The organism is Odoribacter sp. AF15-53 (genome assembly GCF_003479425.1).
In the GTDB taxonomy this organism is placed as follows: Bacteria; Bacteroidota; Bacteroidia; order Bacteroidales; family Marinifilaceae; genus Butyricimonas.
On the sequence record NZ_QUHC01000005.1, the window covers coordinates 96,477 to 121,241 of the forward strand.

Here is a 24,765-nt window from a genome sequence, read left to right on the forward strand (position 1 = left end):
GATAGATTATGAGAAAATACAGGTATATAAGCATGGTGTTGTTAGCCGTTATGGGACTGACTTCCTGTAATAAATGGCTGGATGTGAACCCGAAAGACAAGATCGTGGATGAAAGTTTGTTTAGTGACTATCGCGGATTCCGGAATTCGTTGAACGGTATCTATCAGGAAATGGTGTCCCCGGAACTTTACGGGCGGGAATTGAGCTGGGGAATGGCGAGTGCTTTGGGACAAGATTATTCGACGGAAGAATCTGGGGCGGTGTATAAAGAGGTGCAGAAATATAATTTTGAAAATGCCTCTGTAAAAAATGTTACGGCATCTATTTGGACGAAAGCTTATAATATTATTGCCAATTGTAACAAATTGATCGAGGAAATCGAGAAACGGGATTCTTCCTTCTTTCCGGCGGGAGCTTCCGAGAAAGATTTGATTTTGGGAGAAGCCTTGGCAGTTCGGGCCATGTTACATTTTGATATTTTACGGTTGTTTGCTCCCGCACCGGTAACAAATGATACCGGGGAATACATCCCTTACCGTAAAAACTATTCCGTTACTGATGAGCCTAAAGTGACCAATACGCTTGCTTTACAATATATCACGGAAGATTTGTTACGGGCCAAGGATCTTGTTGCGAAGAACGATACGGTTGTCAACCGGGGTATGTTGTTGACGAATCATGACAATCGTTTTATCAATGGTTATTCGGCAGAAGGCGGGTTATTTTTCTGTTCCAGGGGAGTGCGTTTAAATTTCGTTGCGATTACGGGATTGTTGGCCCGGGTGTATTTGTATGCCGGCGATAAGATTAACGCGCAAAAATATTCCGAGTTTATTTATAATCAGTATGCACCGAAAACCGGGGAGACCCGCCCGTGGAGTTTCACCAGTTCTAGCGATGTTTATCCGGCAAAGCAGGAGGATAGTTCGGTGAAATTGATAGAAGACTTGTTATTTGCCCTGTATGACAATCGTCTGGCGAGTAAAGTTGCCGATTATCAAACAAGTAATTATACCTCTCTCTACCTGAATGGCCTGAAAGATTTGTTCACTCAGGAATTGGATCAAGATGATTATCGGGGTAATCTGATCATTTCCAGCAGTAACAAGGAAACCTGTGTCAAATGGTTTGATTTAGGGACGACTACCGCCAATAATCAACGGCAGTACAAGTTTGTACCGATGATTCGGTTGAGCGAGATTTATTATATACTCAGCGAGTGTTATGCTGCGAACGGATTCCCGGAAGATGCCGAGCGGGTGTTGAAAGAAGTTCGTTTTGCCCGGGATGCTAAAAGAGTGGTGACAGGCGCCCCTTCCGAGGAATTCACGAAAGCTTTGATCTGGGAGGCCCGGAAGGAGTTTTTGACCGAGGGACAGACATTCTTTATGTTCAAGCGTTTGAATCGTTCGGTGACTTTGGGGAACCGGGTTATTCCAACTTCGTTCGTGTTGCCGAGACCGGATTCGGAAGACATTTATTAATGTAAAAAATGGAGATTATGAAATATTTTATCTATCTGGTGTTAATCGGTTTCTGTTTTCAGTCTTGTGAGAAACAGAATATAAAGCCTTATGGAAATGACCACTACGTGCAGTTCACTAAATTATATACGGATACATTAAATTGCTCGTTCTTCTTTTACGTGGATGATCAGGTTGATATCCCGTTGGAAATAAAACTAATAGGCGATGTCTTCACGGAAGATACCCCTCTTTCGTTGCTCGTGAACGAGCGGGAGACGACGGCTCCGGCTGCATTATTTGATTTACCCGAAACATTTACTTTTTCCAAGGGACAAATAAAAGATACTGTTTATTTGCGATTGAATCGGGCGGGTATTGTTGAAGGAGATAAAACCGTTTATTCATTGGTCGTTGACATTATAAATAACGATCATATTCTGGTCGGGGAACCCAATTATTCCCGGCGGGTGTTGATGGTTTCGAATGTCGTGACAAAACCGGACTGGTGGAATGCCGAAACGGAGAAAGCCTTGGGGAAATACACGTTGAAAAAGTTTACGAAATTCAAAGAAGTTACTCAAGTAGGTGATTTGACGGGATGGACGTGGAATGCGAAACGGATTATCGCCTTGGAGTTCAAAAACTACCTGAGAAAATACGAGCCGGAGTACACGGATGAGGATGGGTCTATTATGTGGAAAAATCTTCCGGTAATGGGTTCGTGACCGTGGAACGAGAATAATTTGTTGAATGTAAAATAAAGATCCATGAAATTGAAAATATACATTTTATTTCTTTGTAGCTTATTTTTATACTCTTGCTACGAGGATAAAGGGAATTATGCTTATGCCTCAATAGATGAAGTTGATATCAGTTTTGATCTGGCATCTTATTCCGTGCCGATCGGGGAGGATATTGAAATCAAACCGACGTTAATGTTCAAGAATCCTGCTGATTCCGTAAATTTTAGCTACGAATGGCGGATTGGTGGAGAACCTTATTCCACGGAACGCAATTTGAAATATACCGGGGAAGTTCTGGGGACGAATTTCGTGATGTTTTCCGTGATCAACAATCGGACGAAAGTGCGGACGATTCAAGAGATTATCGTGCAGGTCAGTTCTCCTTACAATATTGCTTTTGCTCCGAGCTGGTTTGTCTTGTCGAACGATGGAGGAAAATCCGTTCTACACATGATTACCTCAAAATATGTAGATGGAGAATACCAGTATGTCGATCGGCGGGATATTTATAATAATCACGGGGAAGAATTGGGTTCCGATCCGGTGAAATTAGTGTATCATGCTCCTAGTGGGAGTTACGAGTTGTTGGTTATTCAGCGGGGAGGCCAAAAATCCGTGGAGTTGGATGTGAATTCAATGAGTCGGGTAATACGGAATGACGAAGAATTCTTTAACGAACAACCCCCTGTCGGTTTTGTCCCGAAAGATGCTTATTATGGAATGTATGCGGATGTACTTCTGGGAGAGGATGGGAATTTGTATTCCCGAGCGATAGCCAATTACGGCCAGTTACATCAAGATCCTTTTAACAATAACCCGATGTTGCTGGACCCGACGAAAGATTCCTGGATCGGGCAAATAGTGTCGACCCCGGCTTTTGCTAACGAGGTGTTGTTGTACGATGAGTTGAACAACCGGCTGTTGTGTTTGGGTACCGATTTTCGCAGTGGTGGCGACGTGCAGGAGATGCCCACCGTTTCTTATCCCGCGGCGTACACCCCGTTGAATGATATGGGGAACAAGGAACTCGTTCATTTGAGTGTTGGCGAGCCGATGATGAATTTTAATATGATCGTGAAGAATCCGGATGACGGGAAATATTATTTCCAACGTTTTATGTTGATGTACATGGCTTACAATAATACGTTCATGTTGATCGTTGGGCAAAATCATAAAGAGTTGAAGTGTAGCAGTTATTTTACCTCGCAAACGCAAATGGCGATATTCCGGACAGGAAAATATATTTTCTTCTCCGGGGGAGCGTCCAATAATCAACTTTATCGGTATGATACAAGTACGGATATTACCGTCCTCGTGAAAGAGTTTGAGGATCAATCTATTCAATTACTTCGCCTGCCTAATGTTATGCAAGACGAATCCACGCTGGGTGTGGTTTTTACGAATGGCGATGTGGTATCCTTGAATATGTCTTCTGCTAATATAAATGCCAATATTTACGAGGAACTTTTCCGCTATAATTTCGGGAAAGTGGTTGATGTCGTGGCTAAATAGATGAGCGCGTAAAGTTTATAATGTTTGTAGATCCTTGGGGCCGGTTACGGGAGCGAAAACTCCCGTAACTACACCCCGCTTATGCCTTGTTTGGGAAGGAAAAGAAAAATTATTGTTCGGTTCTTATTTATATTTAAATCACATAAATGTATGAAAAACAAATTATTATTGTTGTTATTTCTCGTGCTTATTCCTTTTATGGGGGAGGCGAGAAATAAAAAGAAAACACAGGCTCCGGAAGTGAAGAAAGAGACGGCCTATCAGAAATTCTTTAAAGGGAAAAAGTGTGAAACCCGCAAGGGGCTTTTCACCCTTCACAAAATGGACGGGAAGGTTTATTTCGAAATCCCGTTGACATTGATGGAACGGGATATGTTGTTAGGTTCCACCGTGAGCGAGATTACTGATAACCAGTTTGCTAACGTGGGCGAGAAACCTTTCTACCCGCAACATATCAGGTTTACCCGGTCGGACTCAACCGTGAACCTTTGCTTGGTTAATACGGACTATGTTTCGGAAGACCCTTTGCTGGCCGATCGTATCCGGGTGAGCAAGAAACCGGCGATCATGCAACGTTTCCCGGTGAAAGTGACCTCGGATGACAGTACGACCGTGGTGATTGACATGACGGATTTCCTGTTGGAAGATCGGGAACAGATGAACCCGTTCTCTCCTTATGCCATCGCGTTAGGTAAAAGGTGGGTCGAGAAAGAATTCAAGAAAGCGAATTCTTTTATCGGGGAGATCAAAGCTTTTGAGGATAACGTGAGCGTTCGTTCCTCGTTGACTTACGTGGTAAGTTTGCGTGATCAGGAATATTATTATTTGTATAAAATACCTTTTACCGCGGTGATGACCCGTAGTTTCGTGTTGCTCCCGGAGATTAGCGAGGCCATGCGTCCGAGAATCGCTGATCCGCGCATGAATATCTTTTTCCAACAGAAATCGGAGTTCTCCAACCAACCGAGGGGAATGCTTCCTCTTTTTTATGCCAATCGTTGGCGAGTGGAGCCTTCCGACGAGGTAAAATATCGCAACGGGGAACTCGTGGAGCCGAAAAAGCCGATCGTGTTCTACGTGGATAATGCTTTCCCAGAAACATGGAGAAAATATATAAAAGCCGGGATCGAGGAGTGGAATGCGGCTTTCGAGAAGATCGGTCTCAAAAATGTTGTGCGGGCAGTCGATTTCCCGACAGATGACCCGGAATTTGATCCGGATAACCTGAAATATTCCTGTGTGCGTTATTCCCCTTCCTGGGTGGCAAATGCCATGGGCCCGTCGTGGACAGACCCGAGAACCGGGGAAATCGTGAACGCCTCGGTGTATGTTTATCACAATATGTTACAGTTGGTACAGAACTGGCGTTTCCTTCACACGGCTCAAGCGGATGCCGATGTGCGCACTGTCACCCTGCCGGAAGAGATTATTGGTGATTGTGTGCGTTACGTGATCGCTCACGAGGTAGGCCATTGCTTGGGTTTCATGCACAACATGGCTTCTTCGGCCGCAATACCGGTGGATTCGTTGCGTTCCCCGTCATTCACGCAAAAGTATGGAACAACCCATTCGATTATGGATTACGCTCGTAACAATTACGTGGCACAACCCGGTGATAAAGAACGAGGCGTGAAACTGACTCCTCCCCGTTTGGGCGTGTTCGACTATTTTGCTATCAAGTGGTTGTATACCCCTCTGCTGGATGCGACTTCCTCGAAAGAAGAAGTTCCCACGCTTGACCGTTGGGTGAGCGAGCGGTCGGGTGATCCCGTGTATCGTTACGGGAAACAGCAGTTACGGGGTCATATTGACCCGACTTCCTACGAGGAGGATTTGGGGGATGATGCCATGAAGGCTGCCGATTACGGGATTAAAAACTTGAAGTACATACTTTCCAATCTTAACGACTGGGTAGGTGAAGAAGACCGGGACTACGCTTTCCGCAAGCAAATCTATAATGAAATTCTTTACCAGTACATGCGTTATCTCAATCACGTGATCGCCAATATCGGCGGAATATATCTTAATGAACGTTACGAGGGGGATGAGCGTCTTGCTTATCAGGCGGTTGAACGGGAGAGGCAGCAACGGGCGACGCGATTCATCTTGGAGCAATTGAACGATATGTCCTGGCTTGACAACGAGGAGTTGTTGAAAGGATTTGAGTTGCGTGGGAATATTTCCACGAATGTCGAGGATGCCGTCTTTAAAGGTTTGATGGGACGGATGCGGATGATCGGGATCTGTGCCGACAAGGCGGGAAAAGATGCCTATACCCGGTCCGATTTCTTGACAGACGTGGCCAATCACGTGTGGAAACCTACCCGTCAGGGACGCACCTTGACAAACGTGGAAAAGAAATTGCAAACCCGTTTTTTATCACATCTGGTACTGACGGCCGGGATTGCCAATAAAACGATGTCCGGCGGCACTTTAGGAATTACCCTTGAAGAGGGGATGATCGAGATTCCCGAGTGTATCAAGGCACAGAGTCGAGCATTCTACGGTGAATTGCCTGAAGAAGTGATGGGTGTGTTCACGAACCGGAAAAATGATTATCAGGCAGTCCGTGAAGCGATCCCGGCGGAACAAATGGGATTCGGGTTTAACGTCTATCTCACGGACGTGATGGAGCCGATGGATCATATCTATTACGAGAAATTGAAACAAGCTCAAGCTTTGATCCAGGGTAAAGTTTCTACCGGTTCTACCGATACGAGAAATCATTACAAGCTATTACTCTACAAAATTAATCAGGCGTTAAATAATTAATATCGGGAAAACATGAAAAGTATATTATACTACTTGTTGCCATTACTTTTCTTCTTGTGTTTCGGCAGCCACGAGGGATATGCCCGAAAGAAGAAAGTAAAGGAAACGCAAACGCTAAAAGAAACCTTAACTCCTTACCAGAAGTTGTTCAAGGGGAAGCGTGTTTCTACCTCCAAAGGATTGATGACCGTCCACATTGTAGATGGGAAAGCGTACGTGGAATTTCCCGTGAACTTGTTGGGAAAAGATTTGATGTATTCCACTTCTATCGAGGATATTTGTGACAACGGGGAAGGTATTGTCGGGCAATTCTCGGATGATGGTTGCGTGTTTCGTTTCACGAAAAACGATTCGGTTGTTTATGCCCGCATGGTTGTTGTCAGCGAACCGGTCAACGAAACCGGAAATCCGAACATGACCGCTGCTATTGAGAAATCGAAGATGCCTGGAATTCAGTCGATATACAAGATTGAAGCTTATACCCCGGATAGTAGTGCGATAGTACTTGATATGACCAAATTTTTTCTCGAACACTTCTCTTATGCCAGCCCTTTTCCCGGGATGGCGGGAAATTCCATGTTGGGATTTATTAGTCGGGTTCACAAGCCGGATGTAGCAAATTCCCGCCTGAGGGGTATCCGGGCGTATCCTTCAACCGTCATGGCAACCTGCGAGTTGCTCTACAAAGTAGATTATTACATGATGGGACGTATGAACCAGCAGAACATCCCCGTGACCTTGACGGTCAACCGGATGCTCTCCGTGTTGCCCGAGTCGCCCATGATGCCTCGTATCGCAGACCCCAGAATCGGGGTGGCGTTTATGGAAAAGTCCGGGATCGAGGGTTCTTTTAAGGGGTTGTCACCAGTTTATTATACGAAACGATGGCGTCTGGAACCCTCCGATAACGATGCTTATGCTCGAGGGGAAAAAGTAGAACCTAAGAAACCTATCGTGATTTACATGGATAGTCTCGTACCCCCGGCATGGAAATCGTACGTGCGGGAGGGAATCGAGGCTTGGAATACGGCTTTTGCCGAGATCGGGTTCAAAAATGTTATTCGGGTGTTGGATTTCCCGAAAGATGATCCCGATTTCAATGCGAATGACATTGCTCATTCTGTCGTGCGTTATTCTCCCTCCTGGTCTTATATGCCGCAGAATTCTTTGCTCGTGGACCCTCGTTCGGGTGAGATACTGAATGCTTCTATTTACATTCATAACAATTCCGTTTCGGTCATGCAGCGGGAGCGAATCCTTGCTACTATGGGTGCCGATCCTTCCGTGAGACGAACCCAGTTGTCTGACAATCAGGCAGGAGAATTGATCCGTGCTGCCATGATACAATATATGGGAATGAACCTGGGATTGTTACCGAATTTTGCGGCCTCGAATGCTTATCCTGTCGATTCGTTACGTTCGGTTTCCTTTACGCGAGAACACGGGTTGACGGCTTCCATTATGGACCAGATGCAATATAATTATGTTGCGCAACCGGAAGACGTGGAGAAAGGCGTGCTACTCGTGCCTGATGCAGTGGGACCTTATGATCGTTACGCTATACGCTGGCTCTATCAACCGATCCCTGATGCTCGTTCTTCCAGAGAAGAGATTCCCGTGCTTGATTGCTGGATTGACGAGAAGGCGGGTGATCCTGTTTATCGTTATGCGTTGAAACAATATCCCATGTTTGCTTATGATCCTTCTGTCCTGACCGGGGACTTGGGAAATGATCCGGTCAAGAGTTTCGAGTATTTCAAGAAGAATCTAAAACGATTCGTGGAGGGTTTCTACGATTGGTACTCCGAGGGGGACAAGGATATGTCCTACCGGGCTTTGCTTCTCGGGCGTATCGGGTTTATGTTCAACGGGAAATTGGATAACGTCCTGAGTCATGTGGGTGGTATTTATATGGATGAAGTGAAAGTGGGTGACGGGCGTCCGGCTTTTCAGGTGGTTCCTCGTGAACAACAGCGAGAAATTGTGCGTTATGTCATAGCGCAAGCCAAAGACATTGATTGGTTACGGGATCCCCGGCTTCTGCAAAAATTTGATGTCGGCATGGAAACCAAGGTAACCCGTACGGCTATTATGGGTGCCCTGTTGGGAAGAATCAGTCGTCTTGCTCTTTGCGTGGAGAAAGATCCGGATGCTTATTCTCCCGAGGAGCTAGTGGATGATGTATACCGGGAAATCTGGAAGGGCACTATTGCCGGGCGTTCCCTGACAAAGGAGGAAATTATGCTGCAACAAGGTTTGTTGGGTTCGATTGCCGTGACATCGCAGGCGGGCTCTTCGGCAGGAACTTTCGAGAGCGTGCGAAAGATTACCGCCGATGGGACACCTATGCATGCAGTGTGCGGTACGGGGAAAGCGCATGATCACTTTTACGGATTCTACCCCACCATGACAAAAATAGAGGCTAACCGTTATTCCACGGCCCCTCTTTTTTATAGTATGCTCCTTAAGACCAGGGATTTGATCCGGGGAGCTCTGCCTCGTGCCACGGGAGAGACAAAAAGACATTACGAGTTTATGCTTTACAAGATAAACAAGATGTTGAAATAGTTGAGAATTGCGTTTCCGTTGTGTCCCCGAAAGCTACAATCGTGGCTTTCGGGGACTTTTTTATTTGCGAGAATATCGTGTCCCGTTTTCGTCACTTTGTCAGGTCAATTGTAACTAAGTGTCAATAACGGACGTATATCACGGGTTGGTACAATGTTTGTATCAACCCTTTTTGATAATGTTAAAAATCAAAACAGTATGGCCTATATAGATTACTATAAAATTTTAGGAGTTGACAAAAGTGCTTCACAAGATGATATCAGGAAGGCTTTTAAGAAATTGGCCAGAAAGTATCACCCGGACCTGAATCCGGATGATCCGAATGCCAAACAACGTTTCCAAGAGATAAACGAGGCGAACGAGGTATTGGGTGATCCGGAGAAGCGAAAGAAGTATGACCAATACGGCGAGAACTGGAAACATGCGGACGAGTTCGAAGCCCAGAAACAACGTTACCAACAGCAAGGTGGTGGCGGATTCGGTGATGGAGGTGGGGCTTACTGGTCTTCGGGAGGCGGATTCTCCGGTATGGGAGGTGACGGGGAATTCTCGGATTTCTTCGAATCCTTGTTCGGTTCGCGGAGAGGCGGTGGACGGGCTGCCGGGTTCCGGGGACAGGATTATAATGCCGAGTTGCATCTTTCATTCCAGGATGCGGCCAAAACCCACAAGCAAGTGTTGACCGTGAACGGCAAGAATATCCGAATCACGGTCCCGGCCGGTGTTGCCGACGGACAGACGATCAAGCTGAAAGGACAGGGTGGCCCCGGGGTGAACGGTGGACCCGCCGGGGATTTATATATCACGTTTATTATTGCCGAGGATCCGGTATTCAAACGTTTGGGGAATGATTTGTACGTGACAGCTCCCTTGAACCTGTACACGGCAGTCCTCGGTGGAGAGCAGGTGGTCACGACGATGGACGGGAAGGTAAAGTTGAAGGTGAAACCGGGAACGCAGAACGGTGCGAAGGTAAGGTTGAAGGGGAAAGGTTTTCCCGTTTACAAGGAAGAGGGAAAGTTCGGTGATCTGATCGTGACTTACTCGGTGGAGATTCCGACGACGTTGACGGAAAAGCAGAAAGAGTTGTTCCGGGAATTACAGAATCTTAATTAAGGAGAAGAGTTATGGAAACAGATTTGATTATAGTCAGGGAATACTGTCAGAAAAGTCACGTGGATCCCTCGTTCATACTCTCGCTGGAAGAGGATGGTTTGATTGATATCCGGGTGGTCGATGGCGAACGCTATTTGCTTGAATCGCAATTACACGATTTGGAACGATTTATTCGTTGGCACGAGGATTTGTCCGTGAATATCGAGGGAATCGGTGTCATTCACGAGTTGATGGGACGTTTACACGAAATGCAGCATGAATTAAATCAATTACGCCGGGAAGTTCGGGTGTTCCGCTCGAATCATTTCGGGCATTGGGAAGAATGAGGTGAAAGTAGGTATTCTCGCATGAATACTCCCTACCCCCTTCTTTTACAGAAGGGGGTAGGGAGGTAAAATATCATTACCTTCCTCTTCGTCTTATCCAGATAAAGATGGCAAAGAATACGAGGATCATGGAGAGTCCCCCGATGAGTCCGAATTTCGTGACTTTCATGCCTGACTCTCCGACATAAACTTTGTTGTCGGGAGGTGTCGGGCGGCGGATGTCAATGGGAACTTCTTCATTCGACAGCCAGAAAAAAGTCCCGAGAATGAAGGAATAGTTCGCAGCCCGGATTCCTTTTCTTCTCATCTCGACTTCCGAGTTACTAAGGCAATCGGCATCACCGATGATGATAATACGTTGTTCTTTATTGTTGATATCTCTTCGTAAGGCGAGGGCCGTTGTGAATATTTCCTCCGTCTCGCCTTTGGCCGGGTTCATACGAACCGTGTCGTCGATGAAATTAGTCGTCTCGATTTCGTTCCAGCAGCCGACGGTATCCGTTTTGAATAGGGGAATAACTTCGAATCCTTTATCCGTTGTGTAATTTAGTCCCGTACATCCGGGTGTGGTGAACGAATAGTCATGTTTCCGCATATCTTCCAGAAGATATGAAAGTTCTCCGGCCTCCTTGGTGACGAAAGAAACAATTAAATCCGGGGAGAAGTTCTCTGACGGTTTTACTAAACAACCCGGCATAAACTGTATTCCCAGTTGTTCCGTTAACGGGTTCATCAATGCTTGGCGTTTGGGTTCGCCCGCGATGATTAGATTACCTCCTTTGGCAATGTAGGTGTTCAAGGTGTTCATCTCTTCTGGCGTGAATGGTGATCGAACATCAGCAATAAGCAGGATCGTGATGTTAGACGGTATTTCATGTTGTAAGTCTACTTCTGCGATATCAAAACCTTGATTAATTAAAGCATACCGGAAAGGTTTGTCTTGCGAGAAGTGTTTGTAATCCCGATCTCCCTCCCGCGTGCAATTTCGTTCTCCGTGTCCTTTAACGAAACCAACGATAGGTAGCTCCATGACCAGGCGTTTGAAAGCCGCGGATATTTCTGATTCTTTAGGGAACGGATTCATGAAATCATCGTATACTCGCAAGAATGTTTTTTCCCCGTTTTCTCGCTCTAACAAACGTACAAAACGATTATTCTCGCTGCTTAAGTCGATCGTGGCACGAATTTCTTCGGGTGTTTTTATCTTGTTGGTGTCCATGTCGATTGTTTTGGCAATTTTTTTCATTTGCTCACGCATCGTCATTCCCGGATAACGGAGAGAAAGAGATCGACTGGTCACGGTATCGTAATAGTAGACATATTTCATGTCAATTTCCGGTTTGAAACGTCGGTACATTTTAAATCGATTCATGTCACTTTTGACAGAGCGCGGGAGCCCGTAATACATGAAGCCGTCAAGAATGTTCACGTAGGTCGTTATGGTGAGACCTCCTTCCATCTTTTTGATAATATCCTGACTGTTCATGGTTAAGGTTCTTTGTTTCGTTCGGGTAGCATCGTAAAAACTCATTAATTTTGGGCGGGAACTGAAATAACCGAGTACGATGGCGATCAGGAATACCCCGATGTATCTGCCCCAGGCGATCGTCCAGCTGGTTTTCTGGCGGATCACTTGGAGGCGTAGGATGGTGAGCGTTAGGAAAAGCGTGATAACGATAAGGAAGTAAAGTATATCCTCGCTACATATTAACCCGTTAACGAATTCATCGACCCTGCCGTTGATGGACAACCAGTAGGTGATCTCTCTTACGAACTCGATATCTTGCCACATACCACGAACTAGACTGAGTGCCGCTAAAATAGCGAGTGTACCCATTGCAGAGACAACCTGGTAGGAAGTTAAGCTTGACATGAAAAGACCGATAGAAGCGTAAGCGCAAATCAGCAAGTAAAGTCCTAGCAGCCCGGACAAGACAACCGTAAAATCGAATGCTTTAATTGTGCAGGCGGAATAGAGTACGTAAATGGCCAGTATCCCGATAAGTACCAAGCCATAAACGAGCATGGCAAAATATTTTCCCAGAACAATTTCTTTATTGGTAACGGGAGAAGAATATAATAGCTTGATGGAGCCGCTACTTAATTCTCGGCTCATTAATCCCATGGTTAATAGCGGTATATAAAGATACAGGTATTGCTGGATGTGGGTGAATAACCCGTAATCTCCTCCGAACGTGAACAGGGTAAGATTTCCGACCTCGTATTCCAGGGCTTGACTTCTTACCGACATGCCAAATGTTCCCGTGAATAAAATGCTGGCTTGGAAAGTGAATACGATGAGGATAAGCCACGCTACCGGCGAATAGAATAAGGTTTGTAATTCTGTTTTCGCTATTTTAAATATCATGTTCATATCTTGGTGATTTACGTTATTTTTTAGATAATTCCGCGAATACGGTGTCCATGGAACTCTTTTCTAGGTTGATCTCGTTTAAGCGCCAGCCTTTGGCGACACTTGTTTCGACGATACGTTCCGCTATCTCGGGAGTATCGTTGAATCTCAGTCGGTAGCGAGAGCCACCAAGTTCGTCAACTCCCGTGATCCCGGGAATAACACGTAATTCCTCCGCGCCGGGATTCGCCATGAGCGAGACGAGTAGGGAATTCGGTTCGATATAATTATCAAATTCATCCACGGAACCCGAAAAAACAAGGCTCCCTTGTTCAATCATGTAGATATGATCGCATGTAGCTTGTACTTCCGTCAGGATGTGGGTAGATAGGATCACGGTACGTTCTTGCGCGATCTCTTTGATCAGGTGGCGGATTTCCACGATTTGGTTCGGATCCAGACCATTTGTCGGCTCGTCGAACACGACGAAATCGGGATTGTGAATAATGGCTTGGGCTATCCCTAGGCGTTGCTGGTATCCTCCCGAGAGATTACGGATCAGGCGTTTCTTGAAATGCGATATCCCGCAACGGACAGTCACCTCGTCAACCGCCTTGCTCACGTCATTTTTAGGCACGTAGCGTAAGTTCGCACAATGTACCAGGTATTCTTCCACGGTTAAGTCCGGGTGGAGGGGAGGTATCTGGGGTAGAAAACCGATGTGGCGTTTGGCCTGAACCGGATCTTTTCTCATGTCGATCCCTTTGATTGAAACACTTCCTTCCGTTTGTTTGAGGACACCACAGATGATATTCATCGTGGTGGACTTACCGGCCCCGTTGGAACCGAGTAAACCGTAAATGCCATTTTTGTCGATTTCAAAATTGATATCCCGGATCGCCCACTGTACACTGTAGCGGTGGGACAGGTTTTCGATTTTTAGGATAGATTCTTTCATACAATGTAATTTTTTGTTCATACAATTCTTTCGCTAATTAGCTTTTACAAAAAGGTGTTGGTCTCATCCCCTTCCCAACACCTCTTTCTTGATTGATTTTACAGTTTCTTGTTGTTGATATCCCGAAGCTTTAGTTCTAGCTTTTTGTACACCTGAGGATCATCATTCCCAAGTTCTTTCTGGCTGGCAATCGCTTTTTCCAAAATGATTTTAGCATCTTTGAAATTCCCGATTCTGGCCAACAAGTCGGCAGCCGGAACGGCAACACGATCGTTAAAACGATTCATGTTGAAAGCATAGCTGATCCATTGGGTACATAATTCTTTTGTTTTCTTGTCCGAAGGCGAGAGTTTCCAGAAATAATGTGTCCAGTAGATGATGTTGTGAGCGGTCACGTTGCCCGCATTGAAAAGGAATGATGCAAAGAGTTTTACTTGTCCTTTTACCCCTCCTGCTTCTTTTATCAGTTTTAGGGTGTTATTATTGTCTTCTTTTATCAACGAGTCGACATGATTTTCACGGATAAGTTTATCCATGTAAGTTGTTAAAGCGTCCCTGAACCCGTCTTCATTGGTTCTGTTTTTAGTCCAATAGCATAATTTGATGTATTCCGGGGTGGCGAAGAATATCCCTCGTCCTCGTTGTATATTTAAATCCCCGTCCAGTAATCTTCCCGTGTAATTATTGAATTTTTCTTTTAATTCCAGCAATTCGTTGAACCATTCGAGATTTCCTTCCGCTATACTTTTTTCCAAAAAGGTTGTGAGGTCGTACTGAACGGGAAAAACAATATTGAAAGAATATCTCCCGACAAATTCTTTATCTGTATATTTCTCCCCGTGACTGAATTTCACGATTTCTTCCACGAGACGAGTCATGAGTTCCTTGTCGTATAGGGAGATTTCATCAATTAACTTGTTATCCACGTCAATTAATTCTTTCGTGGGAAGGGATTTTAAGTAAAGATTTAAGGCCGCGGGTTTGTTCTTTTCATTGGCAGAAGTGTAATAGTCGTAAAGTAATTCCCTGTCGGCCGTTCCGTTTTTGATTGCGGCCATCATGTTATCAATTCCCCCGTGACGGGCGTCCATCGAAATCATTTTAGCTTCCGAGATAAAGCCATCGACATCTTTGGCTCCCACTATTTTGTGAATCACTTTCCCGTTCCCGTCGATGAAAAAGAAGGTGGGGTATCCTGTCACGGGATAGGTCTTCACAAACTCTTTCCCGGCCGGACTCTCGGCGTCCATTTTGAAGTTAATGAAAAGGGGATTATAGAAATCCCCCAGTTTTTCCTGTGGAAATACAGTTTCCGACACGTGTTTGCAGGGACCACACCATTTGGTGTAGACATCCACGAAGATTGTCTTGTTTCCAGCCTTGGCCTTAGCCAGGATTTCATCCCACGTCCCCGATTCAAATTTTACTCCTTGTGCGTGGCTTGTCATGCAAGCGATAAATACACATACGAATGATAATACGATTTTCTTCATAATTTATTATTTCAATTGAATATTGAGAACTACCTCCCCTAACCCCTCCTTACACAGGAGGGGAAACCGATTGGTGATCAACCCTCCTCCTGTGTAAGGGGAGAGTTGGAGGGGGTAATCGTTTTTTACAAAAAGAACTTTTTCAGTGACCTCATAAACAGAGGAGGTGTTGGCAACTTTTCCCGGTACGAGGAAAAAATGTTACAGTTTACCATTATTGATATCCCGTAATTTCAATTCGAGTTTTTTATAAACTTTCTGATCCTCGTTTTTAAGCTCTTTCTGGCTGGCAATCGCTTTTTCTAAAATGATTTTGGCATCTTTGAAATTTCCGATTCTGGCCAATAAGTCGGCGGCCGGGACGGCAACTTTATCATTAAAACGATTCACGTTAAAGGCATATTTAATCCATTTGCCGCATAATTCTTTAGTTTTCTTGTCCGAAGGCGAGAGTTTCCAGAAATAGTCAGTCCAGGCGATAATATTATGAGCCGTGACGTTACCGGCTTCAAAGATTCCTTGTGCGAAAAATTGCATTTGACCTTTTAGCCCCTCCTTTTTGATCATATCCAGAACTTGATTGTTGTCTTCTTTTATTAAAGAATCAACGGGGTTCTCGGCGATCAGTTTGTCCATGTAGGGTACGAGCATGCTTTTGAATTCATCTTCATTTACTTTGTTCCGGGTCCAATAGCAAAGTTTATTGTACTCCGGAGTGGCAAAGAATAGTCCTCTCCCTTGAATAATCCTGAGATCGCCATCCAGTAATTTGCCTCCCCTGTAGACTCGGCCTCCGTAATTGGCAAATCTTTCTTTTAGTTGTAGTAATTCGTTGAACCATTCCCAGTTACCTTCTTGAATACTTGTGCGGAGGAACGTGGTAATATCATATTGAACGGGAAAAACGATACAAAAAGCAAATTTTTCGGCATATTTCCCATTGGAGAACCGACCGTCATTACTAGCTTTCACGATCTCATCAACAAGTCTTGTCATTAATTCTTTGTCGTAAAGAGACATTTCTTCAATGAGTTTGTTGTTTTCATCAATTAATTCTTCTGTCGGGAGTGCTTTCAGGTAAAGATTCAATGCTTCCGGTTTGTTTTTCTTGTTAGCGGACTGGTAATAATCATACAGTAATTCCCTGTCGGCCGTGCCGTTTTTGATTGTGACCATCATGTTGTCAATCCCCCCGTGACGGGCGTACATCGAAATCATTTTAGCTTCCGAGATAAAGCCGTCGACATCTTTGGCTCCCACTATTTTGTGAATCACCTTTCCGTTTCCGTCGATGAAAAAGAAGGTGGGATATCCAGTCACGGGATAGGCCTTCACGAATTCTTTTCCGGCTGGGCTCTCTGCATCCATTTTGAAGTTAATGAAAAGGGGATTATAGAAATCACCCAGTTTTTCCTGTGGAAATACAGTTTCCGACACGTGTTTGCAGGGGCCACACCATTTGGTGTAGACATCCACGAAGATTGTCTTGTTTTCAGCCTTGGCCTTAGCCAGGATTTCATTCCACGTGCCCGATTCAAATTTTACTCCTTGTGCGTGGCTTGCCACGCAAGCCACGAGTACACATACAAATGATAATACAATTTTTTTCATGATTTATTATTTATAGTTGAACATCTTATCGTCCTGTGAAAGCATAGTCGGATTTCCATGCCGAACGTTCCGGGCTGTTATTCAAAATCCAACGCATTCTTTGAGCCTGTTGCTGGCTGACGGAACGGTGAACCCCGACAGGATCATCCATGATATTCTCTGCCAGGAAGAAGCAATCCCCGACAAGCTTGTATGCTGTTTGGTTTTTGTTGTATCCTTCATTGTCATTTCCGTAATATTTATGCGTGTCTGAACAATAATCCTGAGGTTTGGCACTACTTGAAGCACCCCATGTCGGGAGTAATCCCAGATAATAACCGAAGCCGTTTACCAGTTCGTTTTCATTCTTTTCCCCGAAAGAACGTACCATCGTCTGTATTGATTGCAGTTTATACAGGATTCCGACTTCGTTGGGAACCGGGGTCCAGTTTTCTGGTAAAGAAGATAAAGTTAATCCTTCCGGGATTTTTGCCGGATCTGCCTCGGTGGCGATATACCTAGGAATACACGTTCTGGAAATAGTATAAAAGAATTTGTCATATTCATTTTCCCGATCCGAAATCAGCCACACGTTTAAATACTTGTCGTATGGCCATAATGCTTTTTGATCTTTAATAAAGGTTTTGTATTGATCTTTTGCAGCATCGGTAACCTTTTCCACGTAAATCCGGTTGATGCCCGGTTCCTGTAATTTGTTCTTGTAAGGATCATAAACAGCGGCTTTGAAACGAATTTTAGTGTCGACTCCCATGGCATTTGTACTGACATTTCCAGAGAACGTATTATTTATTTTGTCTATAAGCAGGTGAATCCTTTCCATGGGGATTTCGCCACCATATCCTGCTATATCCTGGTTGGATTGAATCAAATGGAATATTACCGGGATCGTGATCTCCGTGTAAGTGTCTGAAACGGATGGGTCACTGATCGTGAATGTTACCGTGTTTGAGGTGAGATCGGCTCCTTTGATTTTTGCGTGCACGTTGATTTCTTTCCCGATCAGGGATTTGTCGGAAGTCGAAAATACTTTGGGTAGAGTTTCACCCGTTGAGGTGTAATACTCTATTTGGGAATGATCTACCCGGCTGTCTTGTACGGTAAAACCGTCTTTTGTCGTGAGTAACGGGTTGAACTCAAGTTGTGCTTTCCCGTTTGCCAATAATTGGTAGTGACTGGTGCGTAGTTTTATATCTTTGATGTGATCCATGTCAACCAGTCCCATTTCCAGAACTTCGTCTTTATCCGGGGTACAGGATATGATGCATCCGATAAAGATTGCCACGAGAGTGTATAGAATTCTTTTCATGTTTTTTTTATTTAGAAGTTAAAGACTGATCTCTTCCCAACCCGGATTTTGAACCATGTTCTTGTTCACCTTCATTTCGCTTTGTGGGATGGGGAAACAATACCGATAGTCGTCCGGTTCAAGTACATACAGTGTTCCGTTAATAACTCTTTCCATCCGTGTCCCGGTACGTTTCATATCCAACCACCATATGTCTTGTTCGTGATAAAACTCTAGTTTTCGTTCTTTCAGAATTTCGTTCAACAGGTCGGATTCCGTGTAAGAACCTTCAATATCAAGATAACGTCCTTGTTTGAATTCGTTTAGAGCTTCTTTGGCCTCTGTCATTTTTCCTAATCTATACAGGGCTTCCGCTTTAATGAGTTGAGTCTCTGCTGCTCGGAATAGCATGACTATACCTCCATTTGCAAGCCCCCATGCTGCATATGGCCCTGCGGAAAGATTGTACTTGTCGTATACAAGAGTACCGTCTGTTTTTGTCCTGAAGAAAGTGTTTTTTCTTACATCATCATCTTTATACAGGATATAAAATTCGGGTTCCGGTCCCGGATTTGCTTGGGATGTGGAGTATGTTTGATAATATGTTGATGAAAAGTCTGCAATTTGGCCGTTGAAGCCATCTACCATACGGAGATAAAACTCGTCATTCGTGAATGCTTGTAATGCTGGAGAGTCAAATATGGCATCGTATGTTGCCTGATCACGAACGAAAGTACGTCCGGTCATCGCTTTGTCCGCGTGGTTGATTGCGTTTTGCCAATCATTTTCTTCGGCAACTGCCGACATGGCTTTGTAGCAATAGATGCTGGCAAGCATCCCGTGAAGAAAACGGGGTTCGTAAGCGCAGTTCCATGTCGTGGAAGGGGTACGTTCCATTAAGTCGAGAGCTTCTTGGCAATCCGTAAGGATTTGTTTGTAAACATTCGTTTGTGTCTCACGTTTGGGCATGGCGTTGCCCGGATCCTCGTATGGTTTTAAATATACGGGAACTCCATATTCGTTTTGTTTATAAGGAGAGAAATATTGGAGTAATTTAAAGTAAGAATAAGCCCTCCATACCAAGGCCTCTCCCTTCACGTAATCCCGCAGACGTTCATCATCCCCTTCGGCTGTCATGATCCCTGATATGATCATGTTGATCGGGCCAAGAAAAGAGTAATATCTGGTCCAGCAACCGTCGGCGTTTCCCATCCAGCTCATCAGATTCACGGCGCTCTGTTTATATTCTCCAAGGGAGGCGTCATAATAAGAACTTGAGTTTTTGTTAATGGTGAGTTCCCCGGAACGATAGGCGAATATTGATCCCACGTTGAATTGAGGATATAGGAAATAGCCTCCTAGTACCGGTTTTTGACTACCATCCACGGTTTTCAATAGTCTCATGTAACTTGCCAACAAGTCGCGATAATCTTCTACCGTGCTGACTACTTGTATATTCTCCGGTTTCAAGTCCAAAAACTTGTCACAACTTTGGACGAAGAACAAACTTGTCAAGGCGATTAATATATATAACTTTTTCATATCGTTGATTTTTTAGAATCCTACGGATAGTTTGATATTGTATTCTCTTGATGTCGGGTAAGAGAATGCCCCTGATGTACCGACATCCAACCCTTTATACTTGGTAAAAGTTAATAAATTGTATGCGTTAAGGGAAAGCGACATGTTTTTCATCCCGAAACGTTGTGCCACTTCCGAAGGTAGACGGTAGCTGATGGCGATATTAGACAAACGCAGGTAATCCCCCTTTTCGTACTTGGTTGAAGTGTGAACACCTGCCCAATAATCGTTACCGGAAGAGACAAAGCGAGCGATATCGGTCATGTCTCCTCTTGTTTTCCAGAAATTCAGGTAACGTCGTTCTCGGTTGGTTCCCGACACGCTCAAGTCACTGGCATACCCGATAGCGGCTTGACTTGCATTACCCCAGTTATTCGGAGCATTCTGAAGATCGTTAAATGATTGGATGATATGTCCCACCTTGTAACTCCATTGAGTGGAGAATTCCAGATTCTTGTAACGGAAATAGGTATTGAAACCACCCACGTACTTCGGGTTGGAACGTCCTAGATATTGCATGGAGGGTCTGAAATAGTCTGGGTACATACCTGCTTCCCGGTCATAGGCCACATAATCCGGTACGGCATCCAGGGATGTAACGGCACCGCTATTCAGGTAAGTCTGTTTGCTGGATTCGGATAAATTATCCCAATTGTCGAGTAATTGAGCGTAGGCCCGTTTCCCTTCCGGGGTCAAGTAATATTGGGGATTCCCTGACAAAGGGTCTACTCCTGCAATCTTCCAACCGTAGATAGAACCGGTTTCTTTCCCGATCACGTTAACGACACCTCCCTTTAGAATACTGGAACGAATGGCAGACGCGTAGGAATCATAATCATGTTCTGAACGGATGATGACATTTTTATTTCTGGCCACGTTTGCCGACGTGCTGAATGTCAGGTTTGTCCGGTTGATCCATCTGATATTGAGGAAGAACTCGATACCGCTGTTTTCTACGGTTCCCCCGTTGGCTTTTACACTCGATCTACCCGTGGAAATAGGAATGCTTAAGTTTTCCAGAATATCTTCCGTCCGGTTATTATAATAATCCATGGTGAAATTGATTCTGCCTTTAAAGAAACCGATGTCGACACCGAGATTCCGGTCTTTTTTCTTTTCCCAACCCACGGAAGGGTTCGGATAGGTAAATTTGGTTGCGAATCGGTTCCCCTCGTAAGCATCACTACCTAGCGTGATCGTGGAGAACGGGTAAGCCGTCCGGTCTATATTTCCGGTATAACCGTACGACCCGCGAAGGGATAGTTCCGTGATGATATCATTTTTGAAGAATTTTTCATGATGTAGGTTATATCGCAATCCGATGGACCATAGTGGGGTGAATCGGTTGGCGTCTCCGATAGCATCTGCTCCGTCCGCCCGGTAGTTGAAATTCAGGATATACCGGTCTTTATACCCGTAACGGAAGGTTCCGAGGAAGGATACGGTACGATCCTGCCCTGTTGAAGTATTAAACATATTTCCGATTTGAGCCCGTAATGTTTCGTAAGAAACGTCATTCCCCAAGTCCGGAACGCCCGTGATGCGATAATCCCCGTAAAACATGGGAGAAGTGTAGCCGGAATTATTGAACTTTTTAGATGTGACCTCGTTAGCGATTAGAATGCTGAATAAATGATCTTTCTTGATCGTGAAGGAATAATCTATCTGGTTTCGGATAGACCAGTTGAAGTTTTTACCCGAAGATTCGGATAGTTCTCCGTTGTTGAATTCACTTGGAAGAACATCTTTGTATATTTGCTTGGCAAATGTTTCTTTGTTATAGGAAGTGTACGTTCCGGCCTCGATCTCGGTGGTCGTTGTGTTATAACTGGCTCCTTTTCGGATGATGGATGAAATAGCAAGTCCCGGGATGATGTCATAACGAATATTAAAAGTCAAACTGGCATCCAGTCCGTCATCCGATTTCTTGGTCTCTTTCAATTCTCGAAGAATATTAAACGAATCGTATTTATACCCGGAGGCAGTCATTTCCGTGTAGTTCGTGCCGAGATAGCTCAAATCGGCGGCATAATTCCCGTTTTCATCGTAAGGACGTTCGTAAGGATTGGCAAAGACTGCATACGTGAACGGGTCTACGGCTGAAGCGTGATCCCTGTTCTTTCGGATATTGGCAGATAAATCAAGGGCAAGGATCAAATTCTTGATCGGGCGATAATCTAGCTTCATCAAGATCCCGGCATTCGTGTATTTGTTTGAAAGCAGTATTCCGTTTTTCTCTTGAAAGTTGACGGAAGTGTAATACGTCATCTCGTCGGAACCACCTCGAATACTGATATTGTGAGAGTGGGATTGTGCCGTGCGGAATAACACGTTAAACCAGTCCGTGTTCGTGTTTTTCAGGCGGTTGATTTCCGTATCGTATTTGTCCTGCGTGATATAACCTTCCAACAATTGTTTGTAAAGATACCCGCCTCGTCCGGTCCAGTTGGAAAAACTTAGTCCGAAAGTCTTCAGAATATCTTGCTCGTATTGTAATTTCTCCCGGGAATTCATGAAATCCATGTGCAGGCTGGGTGCTTCGGCCAGGCTGTAATTACCGGTATAATTGAATTGTGTTTTTGAACGGAACCCCTTCTTCGTGGTGATAACGATAACTCCGTTCGCTGCTTTTGCCCCGTAGATAGCGGCTGCGGAAGCATCTTTTAGTATAGTTACGGATTCAATATCTTCCGGCATGATGTTACCGACTCCGTCCTGCATGATCGTACCGGCGTAATCTCCGGTATTGTTTTCCGGAACCCCGCTCATGAGCGGAAGTCCGTCCACGATCCAGAGAGGTTCCGTGCGGCCCGTCAGATTATTTTCACCCCGGATGGTAATTTTTGCCCGGGTGCCGGGAGCTCCCGATAAGGTTGTACTGTTGAGTCCGGCGATGGTTCCTTCCAGAATCCGGTCAATCGAGTTGATTCCTTGCGTGCGTAAATCTTTTGCCGTAATTACGGAAGCACTACCTGTCATGTGGTCTTTCTTGATCGTTTCCATACCGGTAACAACCACCTCATCCAGTTCGGCAATATCTTCTTCCAGCGTGATCGAGAGGTTTTGTTCTCCTTCTACTTCACGTTGCACAGGCTTCATCCCGATAAAAGTGAAGCCTAATATATTCTTTCCTTGTGGAATATTGATTTTAAACCGTCCATTGGGATCGGTAACCGTTCCTAACGTGGTTCCTTTCAGGATTACGGCAACCCCGGGCAAGGACATTCCTTGCTTGTCTTTCACGATTCCGGCTACAACGTGTTGTGTGCTCCCGATGATGACTTTTTCTTCCATTTTTTTCAAAATGATGATTTTATCTTTCATCGTGTAAGTTAACCCGAAAGGAGAGAGACATACTTTTAAAGCGGAATCCAGAGAGACGTTTTTCACGTTCACGGAAATCGTTTTGTTGACATCAATCTCTTTGGGATTATACATGAAATCATATTTTGTCTGATTTTTGATTTCCTTTAAAATTGTCGGGAGATTGGCATTTTTTAACGATAGGTTTAGTTTGGTATCCTCTGTTGTTGCGTTAGCCGATAATGTGGGGAAAAGAACCGCTAAAAAAAGTAGCGAGAACCTGAAAAAATTCCATAGCTTCCCCATACAATTATTTTTATAATTGATTTTTTTCATAGTAGATGTTGTTAGCTATTTTGTGATGAGCTTATCTGATTTGTTGTTCCGAAAAACTTCGGGGGAATTTGACATCCATGATAATGGCCGGGTTTACGGGATAGATAATTCCACTAATCATCTCCGTACTTTCCGGGGTAATCTCTTTGATGCGGATAACTCCCTGTAACCCGTTACCGGTTTGTACAAAGACGAAACGCGGAGTTGCCGATTCGATGGGAATGGATACTTTTGCTTCGGAAAAATCGAAAACAAAATCTTCTTGTTTTGCCAGAGCCTCGAAATCTGTATTCGTGAAATCTTGTGGAGCAGGCATGTACTTTGTGTGGCAGGGGAGATCGAAACTGTAATTGAACAGGTTTTCATTCTGGAATGTGTTATGCCACAATAAGGCTCTCATTTTTATCGGGGATTCAAAATATACTGCTTTGTTTGTTGCGTCGTAAGCCAAGGCAATATCGATCCCCTTTTTGGCGGATTCTGCAAGTCCTTTGTACAGATTGGCGGAATACACTTGTTGCGTGGAACTCAGGAAGAAAGACGTTGCCCGCAGGTAATCCGGTTCGCTGTGAAATATCCCCTCCAGATCCGTGTATTCTACTTTATCGAACAGGGCTTCCAGTTTGACATTCTCGTAGAAGTTTACCGTTCCGATCTCTTTGCGGATATCGAATGGCTTCAAGCTCCCCGTGTATGTCCCTTCTATCGGTCCCCCGAAACTGGTTTCACATTTGAATGCGATCGTGTAGAGGTCTCCTTCCTGAGTGATGTTGATTTCTCCCCCGGTCAATTCATTGGGATTCGTGCTTCCTCCGGAATTGTAATTCACGCTGGCATTCCCTTTAAAAGTATACTCGTCGCGATTTGAAGAGTAGGTGTATTTCCCGGGTACTAGTTTGTCAATCTCCGGCGATGCTATCCGTAGACATATGCAGGCCCCATTCCCACGTGCGTCTTTGGTCAGATCACTTAACACGAACCCGTGTTCGTAGAGACCGATCAGGAAATTACCGGTTTGTTTCTCTTTTACTTCAGCAGAAAAACCTTTTACCTGATCTGTTTGTTCCCCGTTTTCTCCCTGATAACGATCTTCGAAGAGGTAGTCCGAGACGGCAATCACGGTGTGATTGTTGTCGTGATAAATTGCTCCTTGTTCCAGCAGATAATTTTCCCCATAAAAACTAATCTGGCCCGTGGTTGATAGTTTATTGTCTTCATCGGAACAGGAAGACAAACCTATCAGTGCAAGTAGCGTTGCGGTTAAAAATCGACAGTTCTTTTTCATAAGATTGTGGTTAAAAAATTGCATATTTATGATTATCTCATAAAACGATCGTTTTAT

15 protein-coding genes are annotated in these 24,765 nt (G+C 44.6%); 7 read left to right on the top strand and 8 right to left on the bottom strand.

Annotated elements, in window-relative coordinates; all coding sequences use genetic code 11:
- Nucleotides 1-8: 8 nt before the first annotated feature.
- The 7 genes from DWW52_RS12005 (at nucleotide 9) to DWW52_RS12035 (ending at nucleotide 10,503) form a co-directional block, all read left to right on the top strand.
- On the top strand, nucleotides 9-1,484 hold the full coding sequence (locus tag DWW52_RS12005; RefSeq protein WP_118715761.1) for a RagB/SusD family nutrient uptake outer membrane protein: 1,476 nt from the start codon (nucleotides 9-11) through the stop codon (nucleotides 1,482-1,484).
- 17 nt (nucleotides 1,485-1,501) lie between these two features.
- Nucleotides 1,502-2,191 (top strand): DUF4843 domain-containing protein, encoded by a 690-nt coding sequence (locus DWW52_RS12010; RefSeq protein ID WP_158582580.1) that lies wholly within the window; start codon nucleotides 1,502-1,504, stop codon nucleotides 2,189-2,191.
- Nucleotides 2,192-2,233: 42 nt separating this feature from the next.
- Entirely contained in the window at nucleotides 2,234-3,721 is a 1,488-nt protein-coding gene (locus DWW52_RS12015) for a PKD-like family lipoprotein (RefSeq protein ID WP_118715763.1), read from the top strand.
- 150 nt (nucleotides 3,722-3,871) lie between these two features.
- The gene (locus tag DWW52_RS12020; RefSeq protein WP_199691995.1) at nucleotides 3,872-6,493 is read left to right on the top strand and encodes a zinc-dependent metalloprotease; all 2,622 of its coding nucleotides are present in this window, start codon (nucleotides 3,872-3,874) and stop codon (nucleotides 6,491-6,493) included.
- A gap of 12 nt (nucleotides 6,494-6,505) precedes the next feature.
- Complete coding sequence (locus DWW52_RS12025; protein ID WP_118715764.1) at nucleotides 6,506-9,061, top strand: zinc-dependent metalloprotease; 2,556 nt, start codon at nucleotides 6,506-6,508, stop codon at nucleotides 9,059-9,061.
- A gap of 198 nt (nucleotides 9,062-9,259) precedes the next feature.
- Nucleotides 9,260-10,177 carry a DnaJ C-terminal domain-containing protein gene (locus DWW52_RS12030; RefSeq protein WP_118715765.1) on the top strand — a complete coding sequence of 306 codons (918 nt, stop codon included), beginning with the start codon at nucleotides 9,260-9,262 and terminating at the stop codon, nucleotides 10,175-10,177.
- A gap of 11 nt (nucleotides 10,178-10,188) precedes the next feature.
- Nucleotides 10,189-10,503: a chaperone modulator CbpM gene (locus DWW52_RS12035; protein ID WP_118715766.1), complete on the top strand. Its 315-nt coding sequence runs from the start codon at nucleotides 10,189-10,191 to the stop codon at nucleotides 10,501-10,503.
- 76 nt (nucleotides 10,504-10,579) lie between these two features.
- Here DWW52_RS12035 and DWW52_RS12040 read toward each other — a convergent pair whose 3' ends face one another.
- The 8 genes from DWW52_RS12040 to DWW52_RS12075 all read right to left on the bottom strand — a co-directional run bounded on the left by DWW52_RS12040 (nucleotide 10,580) and on the right by DWW52_RS12075 (nucleotide 24,708).
- Entirely contained in the window at nucleotides 10,580-12,877 is a 2,298-nt protein-coding gene (locus DWW52_RS12040; protein ID WP_118715767.1) for a Gldg family protein, read from the bottom strand.
- 16 nt (nucleotides 12,878-12,893) lie between these two features.
- The gene (locus DWW52_RS12045; RefSeq protein ID WP_118715954.1) at nucleotides 12,894-13,814 is read right to left on the bottom strand and encodes an ABC transporter ATP-binding protein; all 921 of its coding nucleotides are present in this window, start codon (nucleotides 13,812-13,814) and stop codon (nucleotides 12,894-12,896) included.
- A 98-nt stretch (nucleotides 13,815-13,912) separates the two neighbouring features.
- Nucleotides 13,913-15,307: a thioredoxin family protein gene (locus DWW52_RS12050; protein ID WP_118715768.1), complete on the bottom strand. Its 1,395-nt coding sequence runs from the start codon at nucleotides 15,305-15,307 to the stop codon at nucleotides 13,913-13,915.
- 201 nt (nucleotides 15,308-15,508) lie between these two features.
- Entirely contained in the window at nucleotides 15,509-16,918 is a 1,410-nt protein-coding gene (locus DWW52_RS12055) for a thioredoxin family protein (protein WP_118715769.1), read from the bottom strand.
- A 25-nt stretch (nucleotides 16,919-16,943) separates the two neighbouring features.
- Nucleotides 16,944-18,224 carry a hypothetical protein gene (locus tag DWW52_RS12060; protein WP_118715770.1) on the bottom strand — a complete coding sequence of 427 codons (1,281 nt, stop codon included), beginning with the start codon at nucleotides 18,222-18,224 and terminating at the stop codon, nucleotides 16,944-16,946.
- An 18-nt stretch (nucleotides 18,225-18,242) separates the two neighbouring features.
- Nucleotides 18,243-19,745: a RagB/SusD family nutrient uptake outer membrane protein gene (locus DWW52_RS12065; protein ID WP_118715771.1), complete on the bottom strand. Its 1,503-nt coding sequence runs from the start codon at nucleotides 19,743-19,745 to the stop codon at nucleotides 18,243-18,245.
- 12 nt (nucleotides 19,746-19,757) lie between these two features.
- Nucleotides 19,758-23,423 (bottom strand): SusC/RagA family TonB-linked outer membrane protein, encoded by a 3,666-nt coding sequence (locus tag DWW52_RS12070; RefSeq protein ID WP_118715772.1) that lies wholly within the window; start codon nucleotides 23,421-23,423, stop codon nucleotides 19,758-19,760.
- 31 nt (nucleotides 23,424-23,454) lie between these two features.
- Nucleotides 23,455-24,708: a hypothetical protein gene (locus tag DWW52_RS12075; RefSeq protein ID WP_148315365.1), complete on the bottom strand. Its 1,254-nt coding sequence runs from the start codon at nucleotides 24,706-24,708 to the stop codon at nucleotides 23,455-23,457.
- Between the last annotated feature and the right edge of the window lie 57 nt (nucleotides 24,709-24,765).

Coding starts and splice junctions, on each gene's coding strand:
- DWW52_RS12005 (WP_118715761.1), top strand. CDS start 9: ATGAGAAAATACAGGTATATAAGCATGGTGTTGTTAGCCGTTATGGGA.
- DWW52_RS12010 (WP_158582580.1), top strand. CDS start 1,502: ATGAAATATTTTATCTATCTGGTGTTAATCGGTTTCTGTTTTCAGTCT.
- DWW52_RS12015 (WP_118715763.1), top strand. CDS start 2,234: ATGAAATTGAAAATATACATTTTATTTCTTTGTAGCTTATTTTTATAC.
- DWW52_RS12020 (WP_199691995.1), top strand. CDS start 3,872: ATGAAAAACAAATTATTATTGTTGTTATTTCTCGTGCTTATTCCTTTT.
- DWW52_RS12025 (WP_118715764.1), top strand. CDS start 6,506: ATGAAAAGTATATTATACTACTTGTTGCCATTACTTTTCTTCTTGTGT.
- DWW52_RS12030 (WP_118715765.1), top strand. CDS start 9,260: ATGGCCTATATAGATTACTATAAAATTTTAGGAGTTGACAAAAGTGCT.
- DWW52_RS12035 (WP_118715766.1), top strand. CDS start 10,189: ATGGAAACAGATTTGATTATAGTCAGGGAATACTGTCAGAAAAGTCAC.
- DWW52_RS12040 (WP_118715767.1), bottom strand. CDS start 12,877: ATGAACATGATATTTAAAATAGCGAAAACAGAATTACAAACCTTATTC.
- DWW52_RS12045 (WP_118715954.1), bottom strand. CDS start 13,814: ATGAAAGAATCTATCCTAAAAATCGAAAACCTGTCCCACCGCTACAGT.
- DWW52_RS12050 (WP_118715768.1), bottom strand. CDS start 15,307: ATGAAGAAAATCGTATTATCATTCGTATGTGTATTTATCGCTTGCATG.
- DWW52_RS12055 (WP_118715769.1), bottom strand. CDS start 16,918: ATGAAAAAAATTGTATTATCATTTGTATGTGTACTCGTGGCTTGCGTG.
- DWW52_RS12060 (WP_118715770.1), bottom strand. CDS start 18,224: ATGAAAAGAATTCTATACACTCTCGTGGCAATCTTTATCGGATGCATC.
- DWW52_RS12065 (WP_118715771.1), bottom strand. CDS start 19,745: ATGAAAAAGTTATATATATTAATCGCCTTGACAAGTTTGTTCTTCGTC.
- DWW52_RS12070 (WP_118715772.1), bottom strand. CDS start 23,423: ATGAAAAAAATCAATTATAAAAATAATTGTATGGGGAAGCTATGGAAT.
- DWW52_RS12075 (WP_148315365.1), bottom strand. CDS start 24,708: ATGAAAAAGAACTGTCGATTTTTAACCGCAACGCTACTTGCACTGATA.